Origin of the sequence: Rhizobium sp. S152, from assembly GCF_030380735.1 — a bacterium.
GTDB lineage: Bacteria > Pseudomonadota > Alphaproteobacteria > Rhizobiales > Rhizobiaceae > Rhizobium.
The window spans coordinates 128,032-140,890 of record NZ_JAUDRZ010000004.1; the positions used below are offsets into that span (position 1 = coordinate 128,032).

The 12,859-nt window shown below is 63.2% G+C and carries 14 protein-coding genes; 8 read left to right on the forward strand and 6 right to left on the reverse strand.

All coding sequences use genetic code 11. The annotated features are described in order from the left end of the window. Nucleotides 1-83: 83 nt before the first annotated feature. The 5 genes from QTL95_RS07315 to QTL95_RS07335 all read left to right on the forward strand — a co-directional run bounded on the left by QTL95_RS07315 (nt 84) and on the right by QTL95_RS07335 (nt 5,620). Nucleotides 84-1,115, forward strand: a complete 1,032-nt coding sequence (locus QTL95_RS07315; protein WP_289719581.1) for a methionine ABC transporter ATP-binding protein — start codon at nt 84-86, stop codon at nt 1,113-1,115. Continuing rightward, nucleotides 1,105-1,773, forward strand: a complete 669-nt coding sequence (locus tag QTL95_RS07320; protein WP_289719321.1) for a methionine ABC transporter permease — start codon at nt 1,105-1,107, stop codon at nt 1,771-1,773. The genes QTL95_RS07315 and QTL95_RS07320 overlap by 11 nt, the downstream gene beginning before the upstream one ends. 43 nt (nt 1,774-1,816) lie before the next feature. Then, a complete protein-coding gene (locus QTL95_RS07325; protein WP_289719322.1) occupies nt 1,817-2,593 on the forward strand; it encodes a MetQ/NlpA family ABC transporter substrate-binding protein in 777 nt (258 codons plus the stop codon). Nucleotides 2,594-2,687: 94 nt separating this feature from the next. Further along, the gene (locus QTL95_RS07330) at nt 2,688-3,251 is read left to right on the forward strand and encodes an NADPH-dependent FMN reductase (protein WP_289719323.1); all 564 of its coding nucleotides are present in this window, start codon (nt 2,688-2,690) and stop codon (nt 3,249-3,251) included. 155 nt (nt 3,252-3,406) lie between these two features. Continuing rightward, the gene (locus tag QTL95_RS07335; RefSeq protein WP_289719324.1) at nt 3,407-5,620 is read left to right on the forward strand and encodes a bifunctional diguanylate cyclase/phosphodiesterase; all 2,214 of its coding nucleotides are present in this window, start codon (nt 3,407-3,409) and stop codon (nt 5,618-5,620) included. 18 nt (nt 5,621-5,638) lie between these two features. Here the strand turns inward: QTL95_RS07335 and trhO are convergent, their stop codons facing one another. The 3 genes from trhO to QTL95_RS07350 form a co-directional block, all read right to left on the reverse strand. After that, on the reverse strand, nt 5,639-6,580 hold the full coding sequence (gene trhO / locus QTL95_RS07340; protein WP_289719325.1) for an oxygen-dependent tRNA uridine(34) hydroxylase TrhO: 942 nt from the start codon (nt 6,578-6,580) through the stop codon (nt 5,639-5,641). A 90-nt stretch (nt 6,581-6,670) separates the two neighbouring features. Then, nucleotides 6,671-7,582 (reverse strand): CHAD domain-containing protein, encoded by a 912-nt coding sequence (locus QTL95_RS07345; RefSeq protein WP_289719326.1) that lies wholly within the window; start codon nt 7,580-7,582, stop codon nt 6,671-6,673. Then, nucleotides 7,560-8,048 carry a CYTH domain-containing protein gene (locus QTL95_RS07350; protein ID WP_289719327.1) on the reverse strand — a complete coding sequence of 163 codons (489 nt, stop codon included), beginning with the start codon at nt 8,046-8,048 and terminating at the stop codon, nt 7,560-7,562. The genes QTL95_RS07345 and QTL95_RS07350 overlap by 23 nt, the downstream gene beginning before the upstream one ends. Nucleotides 8,049-8,201: 153 nt before the next feature. On the opposite strand from QTL95_RS07350, the gene QTL95_RS07355 reads away from it, so the two are divergent. The 3 genes from QTL95_RS07355 (at nt 8,202) to QTL95_RS07365 (ending at nt 10,110) form a co-directional block, all read left to right on the forward strand. Continuing rightward, complete coding sequence (locus QTL95_RS07355; RefSeq protein WP_289719328.1) at nt 8,202-8,840, forward strand: 2-dehydro-3-deoxy-phosphogluconate aldolase; 639 nt, start codon at nt 8,202-8,204, stop codon at nt 8,838-8,840. Nucleotides 8,841-9,071: 231 nt separating this feature from the next. Continuing rightward, nucleotides 9,072-9,785, forward strand: coding sequence for a tellurite resistance TerB family protein (locus QTL95_RS07360; RefSeq protein WP_289719329.1), 714 nt, complete (start codon nt 9,072-9,074; stop codon nt 9,783-9,785). 109 nt (nt 9,786-9,894) lie between these two features. Further along, entirely contained in the window at nt 9,895-10,110 is a 216-nt protein-coding gene (locus tag QTL95_RS07365; protein ID WP_289719330.1) for a hypothetical protein, read from the forward strand. 5 nt (nt 10,111-10,115) lie between these two features. On the opposite strand, the gene QTL95_RS07370 is transcribed toward QTL95_RS07365, so the two are convergent. The 3 genes from QTL95_RS07370 to QTL95_RS07380 form a co-directional block, all read right to left on the reverse strand. After that, nucleotides 10,116-11,207 (reverse strand): nickel/cobalt transporter, encoded by a 1,092-nt coding sequence (locus QTL95_RS07370; RefSeq protein ID WP_289719331.1) that lies wholly within the window; start codon nt 11,205-11,207, stop codon nt 10,116-10,118. Next, a complete protein-coding gene (locus QTL95_RS07375; protein ID WP_289719332.1) occupies nt 11,201-11,842 on the reverse strand; it encodes a DUF1007 family protein in 642 nt (213 codons plus the stop codon). The genes QTL95_RS07370 and QTL95_RS07375 overlap by 7 nt, the downstream gene beginning before the upstream one ends. Before the next feature lie 106 nt (nt 11,843-11,948). Next, nucleotides 11,949-12,842, reverse strand: coding sequence for a LysR family transcriptional regulator (locus QTL95_RS07380; protein WP_289719333.1), 894 nt, complete (start codon nt 12,840-12,842; stop codon nt 11,949-11,951). Nucleotides 12,843-12,859: the final 17 nt, after the last annotated feature.

Consider the following 12,859-nt stretch of genomic DNA (forward strand, 5'->3'; position numbering starts at 1 on the left):
ACCAGGCCCAACAAGACGCTGCCCATGGCGCGTCCGGCGGCCATTCCGGGCGAGAGCCAGAGGGCGCGGCGGGGGCGATCCCGATGGTCGCCTTTCAGGGCGCCGGCAAGCGCTACGGACCATCAGGCGATGGCGGTTTCACCGCGGTCGAAAAGGTCGATCTCACCGTGGCGCGCGGCGCCATCACCGGCATCATCGGCCGTTCGGGCGCCGGCAAGTCGACGCTGATCCGCATGGTCAACGGACTGGAGACGGCGACCTCAGGCAAGGTGCTCGTCGATGGCGTCGATGTCGGCGCGCTCAGCGAAGAGGGGCTTCGCGGCCTGCGCCGGCAGATCGGCATGATTTTCCAGCACTTCAACCTCTTGTCCTCGCGCACCGCCTTCGACAATGTGGCGTTGCCACTGGAGATCGCGGGTGTCGACAAGCAGACGATGCGCGCCAAGGTGGGGCCGCTGCTCGATCTCGTCGGTCTCGGCGACAAGGCGGGCAACTATCCCTCGGAGCTATCTGGCGGCCAGAAGCAACGCGTCGGCATTGCCCGCGCTCTGGCGACCGATCCGAAGCTGCTCCTCTCCGACGAGGCGACCTCGGCGCTCGATCCGGAGACGACGCAGTCGATCCTCGAACTCCTGAAGCGGATCAATGCCGAGCTCGGGCTTACCGTTCTCCTCATCACCCACGAGATGGAGGTGGTGAAGACCATTGCCAGCCACGTGGCGGTGATCGACGCCGGCCATATCGTCGAGGCAGGCCGGACCTTCGACGTCTACACAAATCCGCAGCACCAGACGACACGCACGCTGCTTGCCTCGGCGCTGAAGCTGCCCCACTGGCTGAGCTCCAGCGTCAAGCCGCAGCCGTCTGCCGGCGACCGGGTGCTGGTGCGGCTGGTGTTCTTCGGCGAGACCGCCTTCAAGCCACTGACCGGCCGGCTGGTCGCGGAACTCGGCTCCGACGTCAATATCCTCGCCGGCGCCATCGAGGAGATCGGGGGAGAGCCCTTCGGTTCGCTCGTCGTTTCCTATTCCGCCGATCCAGAGGTGATCGCGCGCGCCGACCGGTTCTATTCGGAAACCGGCCTCAAGACGGAGGTGCTCGGCTATGTCAATTGATATGATCTACAACCTCCTCTCCAAGGCGCTGATGCAGACGCTGCAGATGGTGTTCGTCGCCGGCATCATCGGCTCTCTGATTGGCCTGCCGATCGGCGTGTTCCTGGCCACTTCAGGCAAGGGTGAGCTGTTTCCGGCGCCGAAGACCAACCGCGTGCTTGGGCTGATCGTCAACGCCGCGCGCTCGACGCCGTTCATCATCCTCGTCGTCGCCATCGTGCCCCTGACGCGCCTGCTGACGGGGACGTCGATCGGCACCTGGGCGGCGATCGTGCCGCTCACCATCGCCACCATCCCGTTCTTTGCCCGCCTGGTCGAATCCGCCATCCGCGAGATCGACAAGGGGCTGATCGAGGCGGCGCGCGCCATGGGCGCCACGCCGTTCCAGATCGTGCTCAAGGTGCTGCTGCCGGAAGCGCGGCCGAGCATCCTGATGGCGCTGACGATGACCATCGTCAGCCTGATCGGCTACTCGGCCATGGTCGGCGCCGTCGGCGGCGGCGGACTTGGCGACCTCGGCATTCGCTTCGGCTACCAGCGCTTCAACCCGGAGATGATGGTGATCGTCGTCGCCGTGCTGATCGTGCTGGTTCAGGTGGTGCAGAGCGCGGGCGACGGGCTTGCCCGACGCTTCGACAAGCGCAACCGGAAAAACTGATCCCTTACCGCATACCCAATAAAAACCACCCAAGGAGACACTCATGAAGAAGTTCATCATTGCCGCCGCGCTCGCTGCCTTCGCAGCCGGCTCGGCCTTCGCTGAAGACATCAAGGTCGGCGTCACGCCGGGCGAGCACGCGCAGATCATGGAAAAGGTTGCCGAGATCGCCAAGACCAAGGGTCTCAACATCGAGATCGTCGAGTTCTCCGACTATGTCGTGCCGAACCAGGCGCTCAACGATGGCGACATCCAAGCCAACTCGTTCCAGCACCAGCCCTATCTCGACAACCAGATCGCCGACCGCAAGTTCGATCTCGTCAGCATTGGCACGACCATCACCACCCCGATGGGCGTCTATTCCAAGAAGGTGAAGAGCCTCGACGAGCTGAAGGAAGGCGCCACCGTCGCCATCCCGAACGACCCGACAAATGGCGGTCGCGCACTGCTCGTTCTCGCCTCCAAGGGCCTGATCAAGTTCAAGGACAATCCGGGCGTCAAGGTCACCGTCGCCGACATCATCGACAATCCGAAGAAGATCGACTTCGCCGAAATCGACGCCGCGCAGCTGCCGCGCTCGCTCGATGACGTCGACGCCGCCGTCATCAACACCAACTATGCCATGGAGGCCGGCCTGCATCCGAAGACCGACGCCATCGCCATCGAAGGTGAAAAGTCGCCCTACGCCAACGTGATCGTCGTGCGCACCGCCGACAAGGACGCGCCGTGGGCAAAGACGCTGGTCGAATCCTACCACGACGAAAGCATCCGCAAGTTCATCAACGAACAGTTCAAGGGCGCCCTGATCCCGTCCTGGTAAGACCTGGTCTTATCCTTATTCGAGATGAAGCGGTCCGGCCCTGCCGGGCCGCTTTTTCGTTGGGGCGAATCGTCGGATGGCGTAAGCCGGTTGCATGGAACGCAAACCGCTCTTTCTCTACGCGCTCTGCGGCAGCCAGCGGGCGGCATCGACCAACCGGCTGCTGCTAGAGACTTTGCGCGATCATGCGCCGGAGGGCGTGACGATCGAGATCTGCGATCTCATCGGCGATCTGCCGATCTTCAATCCCGACCACGAGGGCGAGAATACGCCCGATATCGTCGCGCGGTTGGGGGCGAAGATGCGCGCCGCCGATGGCGTTATCGTCGCTTGCCCCGAATATGCGCATGGACTGCCGGGTGGCCTCAAGAATGCGCTCGACTGGCTGGTGTCGCGCGATGAGGTGCCGCTCAAGCCGGTTATGATCGCGCATGCCTCGCATCGCGGCGACTTCGCGTTGGAGCAACTGACGGAGGTGCTGAAGACTATGTCCTTCCGGCTGGTCGACGAGGCTTTTCTGCGCGTGTCGTTGCTTGGGAAAATCAAGGCGGCGAGGGCGGATTCGATCGGCGAGAGCCTGCGAAATGGCGCGGTTCACCGGGCGCTTTCGGCGTTTTGCGAGGCGATCATCGCGGGAAGCGATGCGCCGCCACGGTAACCTATTGAAAATAAAAGCTATTATTTAGATTTTGAGGAGGCTTTGCCGTCCCGTGCCGACAGCTAAAAAAGATGCTGCTGATTAATCGTTAAATCCGTTGTTTTAACGGGTTTTGAACCCTTGCTTGGCAAAGTCCGCTGATCGGGGAGCAGGGAATGTCGGCAGTATTCAGGGGTAACAGGCAAGTCTCGGGTCGCGGCCTTCGCGCCACCGTCATCGGTGTACTCTTTTCCTTTGCCGTTATCGTCACCGTCGTTACCGTCATGGTGCTGGGCGCGCTCGAAAGCGTGACCGAACGTTCGAACGTGCTCGACGAGGAGCGTTCGCGCGAAACCATGTCTGGCGCGCTGAAGACCTTCAAGGCGCAGCTCGGCGCCACTCTCAACGACTACGCGGCCTGGGACGATGCCGCCACCAACGTGTACGCCGCCGACGGCATGCCCTGGACGATCAGCAACTACGGCGACATGTCGGTCAACAGCACGCTGTTCGACATGGCGATCGTGGTCGATGCCGACAGGAAGCCGGTTATGGTCTATCGCGACGGCCAACCCATGCAGGGATCTCTCGACGATTTCTTCGCGCCACCGTTGTGGACGCTGTTCGAAAAGGCAAAGGCATCGGCAGGGCCGAACGGCAATCCGGAAGCGGTCGGTATCGTCAGCACCAAGTCGGGTATCGCGGTCGTCGGCGTGGCGCTGGTTCGCGAAAAATCCGGCGCACTCGATCTGCCTGCCGACAAGCGCCGCTACCTCATTTTTGCGCGCCATCTCAATACCGCGACCATCGACAAGCTCAGCAGCACCTACGTGATCGCCGGTCTGCAGCTGGTGTCGCCCGATTTCCAGGCGACCTATTCGGTGCCGATCAAGGATGCCGACGGCGTGGTGCTCGCCCGGCTGATCTGGACCTCGCGGGCGCCCGGCGATATCGGCTATTCCGAAGTACGACCCAAGATCGTGCAGGCGATCGCCCTTGTCGGGCTGTTCTTTCTGGTGCTGCTGATCATCGGCTGGATGGCGGCGAGGCGTTTGCGGGCGGATGAGACGCTGGCGCGCGAGGAAGGGCATCGCGACCGCCTGAGCGGTCTTCTCAACCGTGACGGTCTCGGCATCGCGATCGACGGTTTCGTCGCCTCGGCGGCGCAGACGAAGCGCAACGTGCTGATCCTCTATCTCGACCTTGACGGCTTCAAGGAGGTGAACGATGCCTATGGTCATGGTACCGGCGATCAGCTGATCCGGGCGGTGGCGGCCGGATTGACCGTGCTGATCCCCGAGGGGGCGGCGCTGGCGCGCATCGGCGGCGACGAGTTCGCGATCGCCTTCGTTTCCGATGGCGAGCATGCGGCGGCGCTGCAGCTTTCCGAGCAGATTCTCGATTTTCTGGCAGAGCCGCTGGAGATCGGCCGCCGCATCGTCGTGGTCGGCGCGAGCATCGGCATCGGCATGTCGCCTGCCGGCGCCGTGGACCGCGAGGAACTGGTGCGCCGGGCGGATCTTGCCATGTACAAGGCCAAGGAAGCCGGCCGCGCCCGCATGACCCTCTACGATCCGGCCATGGATGCCGACCGCGAAGAACGCAACGCGCTGGAGCTGGACTTGCGCATGGCGATCGAAGGCGGCGACCTGACGCTCGTCTACCAGCCGCTGATCGATGCCGACAGCCACGAGATGACCGGCGTCGAGGCACTGGTGCGCTGGGATCGCCCCTGTCACGGGCCGATCTCACCGGAGATCTTCATTCCCGTCGCCGAGACCAGCGGCCTCATCGAGGCGCTCGGCCTCTTCGTGCTGCGCAAGGCGTGCGAGACGGCCAAGCAATGGCCGGAGCTGCGTATCTCGGTCAATGTCTCGCCGGGCCAGTTCCGCAATCCGGCATTCGCCGATTATGTTCGCTATGTGCTGAAGCAGGCCGATATCGAGGCCAAGCGCGTGACGCTCGAGGTCACCGAGGGCTACATGATCCAGAACCCGCAGCGCACCCGGCAGGCAATCGAGCGGCTGAAATCGCTTGGCGTCAAGGTGGCGCTCGACGACTTCGGGTCGGGCTTCTCGTCGATCGGCTATCTGCGCCAGTTCGGCTTCGACCGCATCAAGATCGATCGGTCGCTGGTCAAGGATGTGATGGAAGGCGAAAGCCAGCGCGAGATGCTGCAGGCGACCGTGGCGCTGGCACGTTCGCTTGATATTCCCGTGACGGCCGAGGGCATCGAGACCGAGCAGCAGGCCGCCGCCGTGCGCATGTTCGGCTGCGACACGCTACAGGGCTACTTCTTCGCCCGGCCGATGCCGGCCGAGCAGATCACCGAAAGGCTGATGGATGCGCGCTCGCGCCGGATGAGCGAGCGCCGCAACAGCGCCGCGTAGTCAGGAACGCGACCTGCCTCAGGTGCCGATGTGCTTGATGCCGCGCTTCTTGGCGAGCGCGATCTGGTGCTGGCGCTGGCGGTAGCGCAGGCGGTCTTCCTCGGTGCGGGTGTCGTAGCAATGGCTGCAGGACACGCCTTCCTCGTACTTGTTCGAGGTGATCTCTTCCGCGGTGATCGGGTTGCGGCAGGCGTGGCAGAGCTTGTGGTTGCCTTCCTTCAGCCCATGCTCGACGGAAACGCGCTCGTCGAAGACGAAGCAGGCGCCTTCCCACAGGCTTTCCTCGGCGGGCACTTCCTCGAGATATTTGAGGATGCCGCCCTTAAGGTGGTAGACCTCGTCGAAGCCCTGCTCCTTCATGAAGGCGGTGGCCTTTTCGCAGCGGATGCCGCCGGTGCAGTACATGGCGATCTTCGGCTTGTTGTGCAGGCCGGTGTTGTTCTTCACCCAGTCCGGAAACTCGCGGAAGGTCTTGGTATTCGGGTCGACAGCGCCCTTGAAGATGCCGATCGCCGTCTCGTAGTCGTTGCGGGTGTCGATGACGATGGTGTCGGGATCGGAGATCAGCGCGTTCCAGTCCCGCGGCGCCACATAGGTGCCGACGATCTTGTTGGGGTCGATGTTCTCGACGCCCATGGTCACGATCTCTTTCTTCAGCTTCACCTTCATGCGCAGGAAGGGCATCTTCGATGCGCGGCTTTCCTTGTGCTCGAGGCTAGAAAATTCCGGCATGGCGCGCAGATAGGCCAGCACCTTCTGGATGCCTGCATCCGGGCCGGCGATGGTGCCGTTGATGCCCTCATGCGCCAGAAGCAGTGTACCCTTCACGCCGTTTTCCTCGCACAGAGCCTGCAACGGCTCGCGCAGGCTCTCGAAGTGCCGCACGGATACGAAATGATAAAGGGCCGCGACGAGGAACGGGCTCGACGCTGACGCCGCCTGGGTCAACATGTCTGTCATGGCGCTGGAAATACAGGCTCTCGCGTCCGGTTGCAATAGAGCGGGCCGTCGGGCATTTGGCCGCAACTGGCGCGGTGTCGTGGCACCTATTCAGCCGTAGGCGGCCGCGATCCAGAGCGCTTCGATGCGGCGCGCTTCATTCTTCGGACTGTCCGAAAAGATCTTCTCCGCCAAGTCGATCGCGACCTGACGGTCCTCCTGCTGGCGGAAGATGATCGCATCCAGCAGATGGGCGAGGTCGTCGGCATTGCTGAAATGGTGCGGCTCCGCCTCCACCAGTGCGCAGAGCACGTCGAGATCGTGGATGTGGCCGAGCAGGTCGATCAGCTCGCTTGCAGCGTCATATCCGGCGCGCATCGCCGCCGGCCAGACCGCGCGCAGCAGGTCGTGATAGGCTCGGTAATCCTGCGTTCTCTTCCTGAGCGTATGAAAGGCTTCCGCCGAGGCGCCCGCGCGGCACTCGTCAATCGCCTCGCGCGCCTTGCGGGCGGTATCCCTCCAGCCCTTGGCGAGCATGCGGGCATTCTTCTTGTGATCGTGAGGGAAGCAGATGCCGTCGAGAGCCTCGGCAGATTTGGCCAGTTCGCCGATCGCCTTTTCCAGCATGGAGTCGAGGCCACTTGTCGCATCGGCCATGGCGTCGCGTCGGCATCGCAGTCTGTCCGTCACCCGATCGAGGGCCGCGGCTTCTTTCGGGTCGCGGGCATTATCCTTCAAATAGCCGACGGTTTCGGCAAGCGCGGTCGCGTCGCGGATGGCGGAGAGCGAGGCGGCAATGTCGCGAAGCCTCGCGTTTTCCTTTTGCCTTGTGTCGGGGATCGCACGGGCGACGAGGCGCAGCAGCGAACGCACGCGCTTCAAGTTCTTGCGGAAGGCGTGGATCGCTTCGTGCGTGCCATCCGGACGCTCCTCCAGCGTCTTCATGGCATGGCGCAACTGGCCGGAGGCGGCCTTGTGAAACTGTTTGGTGAAGTCGCGGTCAGGCCGTATGCGAAAGGGCATGCCGGTCGTGCTCGAATTCCGTCGCCAGCGCCTGGTTCGAATAGCGAGCGTCGCCCGTTACCTCGCGGCCGAGCCAGGAAGGCAGGCTGGGCTTGTCGCTCTCGGCGCGCATCTCGACTTCGGCAATGACAAGGCCACGATGCCGGCCGGCGAAGACATCCACCTCCCAGACGAAGCCCTCATGCGGCACGCGATAGCGAGTTTTCTCGATCACCACGCCGATCGCGTCGCCGAGCAGTTCCTTCGCCTCATCGACGGGGATGTCGTATTCGAATTCCTCGCGGGTCATGGCGCTACGGCCGATCTTAATGGTCAGGCGCGCCTTCTCGTCATCAAGCACGCGGACGCGGACGGACCGGTCGTCCATCGAGGCGATATAACCCTGTTTCATAACGGATTTCGTGGCGGCGCCGGCGCGCCACCCGTCGTTACGGACAAGAAACTTCCGCTCGATCTCTTTCGCCATACGAGTGAACCTTTTGTGACGATTTCATTACGCTAGCCTAAATTCCCGGCTCTTCATACCCATTCCATTCCAAACATTGCTTTCGTCTCGACAAAGTCTACCCTTGGCGTTATCTCGACATCGAATTCAATCGTTTCAAAGGAACCGACGGCCATGGGCGAAAAGACAGAAAAGCTCCTTTCCATCCTCAAATTGCAGCCTGTCGTACCGGTTCTCATCGTCGACGACGTGAAGTCGGCGGTGCTGCTGGCGCGTGCATTGGTCGCAGGCGGGCTGAAGGCGATCGAGATCACCATGCGCACGCCGGTGGCGCTGGACGCGGTGCGCGCGGTTGCCGAAGAAGTCGAAGGCGCGGAGGTCGGTGCCGGCACCATTCTCAACGCCGGCCACTGGGACGCGGCGGTCGCCGCCGGCTCGAAATTCATCGTCAGCCCCGGCGCGACGCAGGAACTACTCGATGCCGCCTCGAAGTCCAGCGTTCCGCTGCTTCCGGGTGCGGCGACCGTCAGCGAAGTCATGGCGCTGCGCGAAGAGGGCTACCAGGTCATGAAGTTCTTCCCCGCCGAGCAGGCCGGTGGCGCCGCCTATCTCAAGGCGCTGTCCTCGCCGCTCGCAGGCTCGTTGTTTTGCCCGACCGGCGGTGTTTCGCTGAAGAATGCGAAAGACTACCTGTCGCTGCCGAACGTCGTCTGCGTCGGCGGCTCGTGGGTTGCGCCGAAGGAACTGATCGCCGCCGGCGACTGGGCGGGTATCACCAAGCTTGCGGCTGAGGCGGCTGCGCTGAAGGGCTAACTAGCGCCTCGATCTAAGAACCTGCTTCTTCCCAAAAGACCCCTCCCCAACCCCTCCCCACAAGGGGGAGGGGCTTAATCGCGGCGCTGCCGCGAGTCTCCTTCCCCCTTGTGGGGAAGGTGGCCGGCAGGCCGGAAGGGGTCTTTGCATCCTCCCCTAACGCAGCCGTTATTTGCATTCCCCCATCCCCGCTCCTATCTCCCCATTGACCGAAACAGGGAGATGATAGGCATGTTCGACGCGAAGAAGCTTCTGGAGCAATTTCTGGGTTCGCAGATACCAGGCGTCGGCGGCAGCGTGCGCGAGCGGGCGGGCGATGCGATCCAGATGGCCAAGGACAATCCGTGGAAGGCGGGAGCGCTGGCGACCGCCGTTCTCGGCACGAAGACGGGCCGCAACATCGCCGGAAACGTCGCGACCATCGGCGGCATCGCCGCTGTCGCGGGTCTCGGCTACCTCGCCTACAAGAACTATCAATCGGGCCAGTCTCCGCAGGCCGCGCCGCAGCCGGCTCCCAATGCCAGCCAGCCGGTCGCGCTGCCGCCGCCGGATTCGGCCTTCAGCCTGGAATCGCCGCAGCTCAGCAACGATTTCGCCCTGACGCTGATCCGCGCCATGATCGCCGCAGCAAAGGCCGACGGTCATATCGACGACGCCGAGCGGGCCAATATCATGGAGAAGGTGCAGGCGGTCGATCTCGGCTCGGAGGCTGAAGCCTTCCTGCGTCAAGAGCTCGCCAATCCGGTCGATATCGACGAGCTTGTGGCCGCCGCGCGCACCGAGGAGCAGAAGGTCGAGCTCTATACCGCCACTCGCCTGACGATCAATCCGGATACACGCGCCGAGCGCGGCTATCTCGACCTGCTCGCCGGCCGCCTCGGCCTGCCGGATGCGCTGCTCGATCACATCGATGCGACGGTGACCTCACACAAGGTCAGCCTCTGACGATCGCAGCGGGTGCGACATCGCGTGCCTTGTGGTTGAGGTGTCGGCCGGTTGCCTTTCGCGGGCGGCTGGCCTAAGGCCTCATCTCTCAGCCGCAGGAGACACGCGCATGGCCGATCCGAAATCCGAACGCCGCTCGCCGGCGATTGCCGCCGCGATCATCCTCGTCTGTGCCGGCCTCGTGATCTATTTTCTGCCGTCGATCGTGCTGTGGATCGGCAACTATTCTCCGATGCTGGCGATCGTCGTCGGCGTCTGCCTGCTGATGGCGTTCTTCGCGGTGTTCTGGCTGAGAGCACGGTATCAGCGCCGGCGGGGGCTGTAGGCCGCTTAACCGCCCAATCCCATTCCCTGGAGCGACGCGCCGAGCAACAGCGCGCCCATAACCATCACAAGCAGCGCACCCAATATCTCGATCCCATTCCCAACCCATGCCGATGCCCGCGAGCCTTGGCCGGCGAGGCGCATGGCCGTGCCCTTGGCGGTGACGGCGAAGGTCGCGAGGATGGCGACGGTGATGGCGGTACCGAGCGACATGGCGACGACCGAGAGGATGCCGCCGAGATAGAGCCCGTTCAGCAGCGAAAACGTCATGACCAGCAGTGCGCCGGAGCAGGGTCGCAGGCCGACCGCGATGATCGCCGACCAGGCCTCGCGGAAGCTGAAGTTCTCAGATCCCAGCATGGAGGGATCCGGCATATGCGACTGGCCGCAGGTCTCGCAGGCCATGCCCGATATGAACTTGTGGCCGGCCTTTTCGGCCTGCGCCTCGCCGAAGACGAAAGCGCTGGCGTCGGTGCGGACCGAACTGTCCTGCCAGTCGAGCATCATGCTCACAGGCCCCGATGTCGCGGCCTCCACCTGTCTCGAGGGCATCGAAGCGGCCATGGAGCGCAGCTTGCGAAACAGCAGCCAGCCGCCGAAGAGGATGACCATGACGAAGCTTGCGATCTCCATCGCCTGCGTGGCCTTGGTCAGCGTGATGCCGGTGCCGCGAAGCACCAGCCAGGCGCCGCAGACGAGCGCGATGGCGACGACGCCCTGGACGAACGCGGAGAGGAAGGAGATCACCACCCCGCGCCTGAGCTCTATCTCGTTGGCGATCATGTAGGACGAGATGACAGCCTTGCCGTGGCCGGGGCCGGCGGCGTGGAAGACGCCATAGGCAAACGAGAGGCCGATCAGCGTCCATAGCTGCCAGGGATCCTGGCGCATGTCCTTCAGCGCGCCCGTCAGCGCCCGGTAGAACGACTGCTGCTCGTAGTTGATATAGGCAAGCAGCGGCGCGAGCGGGCCGCCCGTCGGCTGGAAGCTCGGTTCCGCCGTGCCGATGCCGAGCGGCGATTGCGCGTGTGCCGCGGCAAGGCCCATGAGCAGCAGGCCGGCGCTCCAGAGGACGAGCGCGAGGCGGCGCCTCAGCATGTCACTTCCAGCTTGGTGGCGAAGAGCTTCGACATGTTGGTGCCGGTGGGGTCGTTAAAAAAGGCATCGGTGAGCGACTGCTTGTTCTGCGAGATGACCTGATCCGCATCGGGCCTGACGACCTGATGTTTGCAGGCGCTGAAGCCGTCGCCCACGAGTAGCATCTCCTTGTCGCTCGGAAAGTCGATCGAGGTGTAGAGCGTCGGGTCGTAGACGCCGAAGGTGAGGGTGCCCTTGAGCGGCATCGGTTCGGCCGGCTTGACGGCGAAGAACATCAGCAGCTGGCCGTCGCGGTAGTCGACATGGATGATGTCGGGCTTCTGAACGGTGACGTTCTTTCCGTTCATCGTCAGGTTCATGTAGTAGTCGTAGTCGACGAGGGATTCCTTGACTGTCTTGCCGACCTCGGCGAGCTCGTTCGGCTCGAGCTTCAGGTCGGTGTTCTTGTCGAAATCCATGACGACCGAGGAGGTGAAGACCTCGTCGAAACGCCAGACATTGCGGAACTCGGCGACATTGCCGTCGTCGCCGGCGACCACTTCCAGGCGCGCCTCGACGAAGATATGCGGATGCGCGAAGGCGGTGGCCGGCGCGAGCGCCAGGAAACCGGCCGTCAGGAAAGTCGAAATCTTCATGCGATCCGCTTGCTTCGTGTTCGAGTGAGCAGGCTGCCCAAATCAGTTGTGGCGATCTTGCCAGAAAATAGGACCGAATTGGGACCGGACATGCGTCCGATCGGGCCTAAGGGTGTCTCTTGAACCAATTGTGAAGATAGTCGACGAAGGTGCGCACCTTGGCGGGCAGATAGCGCCGGTGCGGATAGACGGCATAGATGCCGCGATCCGTCGGGATATAGTCGTTGAACAGCGTCACCAGTTCCCCGCTCTCTATCGGCTTGCGAGCGATGAAATCGGGAATCATCGCCACGCCGATGCCGGCCCGCGCCGCGCGCAGCGTCGCATGCGGGCTGTTGACCTCGATCGGGCCGGAAACGGCGACGGCGAAAGAGGTGCTGTCGGGATTGTAGAAGCGGATGCTGCCCTGGTTGCGAGCGTTGGTGTCGATGATGAACGGAATGTTTGCGAGATCGGCGGGCTGGTTGATGTTAGGGTAACGCTCCAGAAACTCCGGCGTCGCGCAGAGATGCATGCGGAAATCCGAAATCTTGCGCGCGATCATGCCGGAATCCTCGAGCTTGGTGACGCGGATAGCCACGTCGAAGCCTTCCTCGATCAGATCGACGAAGCGATCGTCCGCCGAGATTTCCAGCGCCAGATCCGGGTTCTCCTTGGCGAAGTCGATCAGCGACTGGCCGACCTCGGCATCGACGAAGGTACGCGGCACCGAGACCTTCAGGCGCCCCTTCAGCTGCGCGTTGTTCTCGCGCACGAGATCGGCGAGGTTGTCGATTTCCTTCAGGATGTCGGAGGCGGTACGATAATAGGTGTGGCCGGCCTCGGTCATCGAGAACTGGCGGGTGGTGCGGTTCAAGAGCAGCGCGCCAAGCTCATCCTCGAGCTCGCGGACATATTTCGACAGCAACGCCTTTGAACGACCGGTCTTGCGGGCGGCGGCGGAAAACCCCTCGGCTTCGACGACGTCGATGAAGGCGCGGATGCGGGTGAGGGTGTCCATGAGTGCGATACGGTCCT

Excerpts from the sequence above, each read along its gene's own strand:
- QTL95_RS07375 (WP_289719332.1), bottom strand. The coding sequence starts at position 11,842 with ATGAAGATTTCGACTTTCCTGACGGCCGGTTTCCTGGCGCTCGCGCCG.
- QTL95_RS07370 (WP_289719331.1), bottom strand. The coding sequence starts at position 11,207 with ATGCTGAGGCGCCGCCTCGCGCTCGTCCTCTGGAGCGCCGGCCTGCTG.
- QTL95_RS07365 (WP_289719330.1), top strand. The coding sequence starts at position 9,895 with ATGGCCGATCCGAAATCCGAACGCCGCTCGCCGGCGATTGCCGCCGCG.
- QTL95_RS07320 (WP_289719321.1), top strand. The coding sequence starts at position 1,105 with ATGTCAATTGATATGATCTACAACCTCCTCTCCAAGGCGCTGATGCAG.
- QTL95_RS07315 (WP_289719581.1), top strand. The coding sequence starts at position 84 with ATGGTCGCCTTTCAGGGCGCCGGCAAGCGCTACGGACCATCAGGCGAT.
- trhO (WP_289719325.1), bottom strand. The coding sequence starts at position 6,580 with ATGACAGACATGTTGACCCAGGCGGCGTCAGCGTCGAGCCCGTTCCTC.
- QTL95_RS07335 (WP_289719324.1), top strand. The coding sequence starts at position 3,407 with ATGTCGGCAGTATTCAGGGGTAACAGGCAAGTCTCGGGTCGCGGCCTT.
- QTL95_RS07380 (WP_289719333.1), bottom strand. The coding sequence starts at position 12,842 with ATGGACACCCTCACCCGCATCCGCGCCTTCATCGACGTCGTCGAAGCC.
- QTL95_RS07325 (WP_289719322.1), top strand. The coding sequence starts at position 1,817 with ATGAAGAAGTTCATCATTGCCGCCGCGCTCGCTGCCTTCGCAGCCGGC.
- QTL95_RS07355 (WP_289719328.1), top strand. The coding sequence starts at position 8,202 with ATGGGCGAAAAGACAGAAAAGCTCCTTTCCATCCTCAAATTGCAGCCT.
- QTL95_RS07345 (WP_289719326.1), bottom strand. The coding sequence starts at position 7,582 with ATGCCCTTTCGCATACGGCCTGACCGCGACTTCACCAAACAGTTTCAC.
- QTL95_RS07360 (WP_289719329.1), top strand. The coding sequence starts at position 9,072 with ATGTTCGACGCGAAGAAGCTTCTGGAGCAATTTCTGGGTTCGCAGATA.
- QTL95_RS07350 (WP_289719327.1), bottom strand. The coding sequence starts at position 8,048 with ATGGCGAAAGAGATCGAGCGGAAGTTTCTTGTCCGTAACGACGGGTGG.
- QTL95_RS07330 (WP_289719323.1), top strand. The coding sequence starts at position 2,688 with ATGGAACGCAAACCGCTCTTTCTCTACGCGCTCTGCGGCAGCCAGCGG.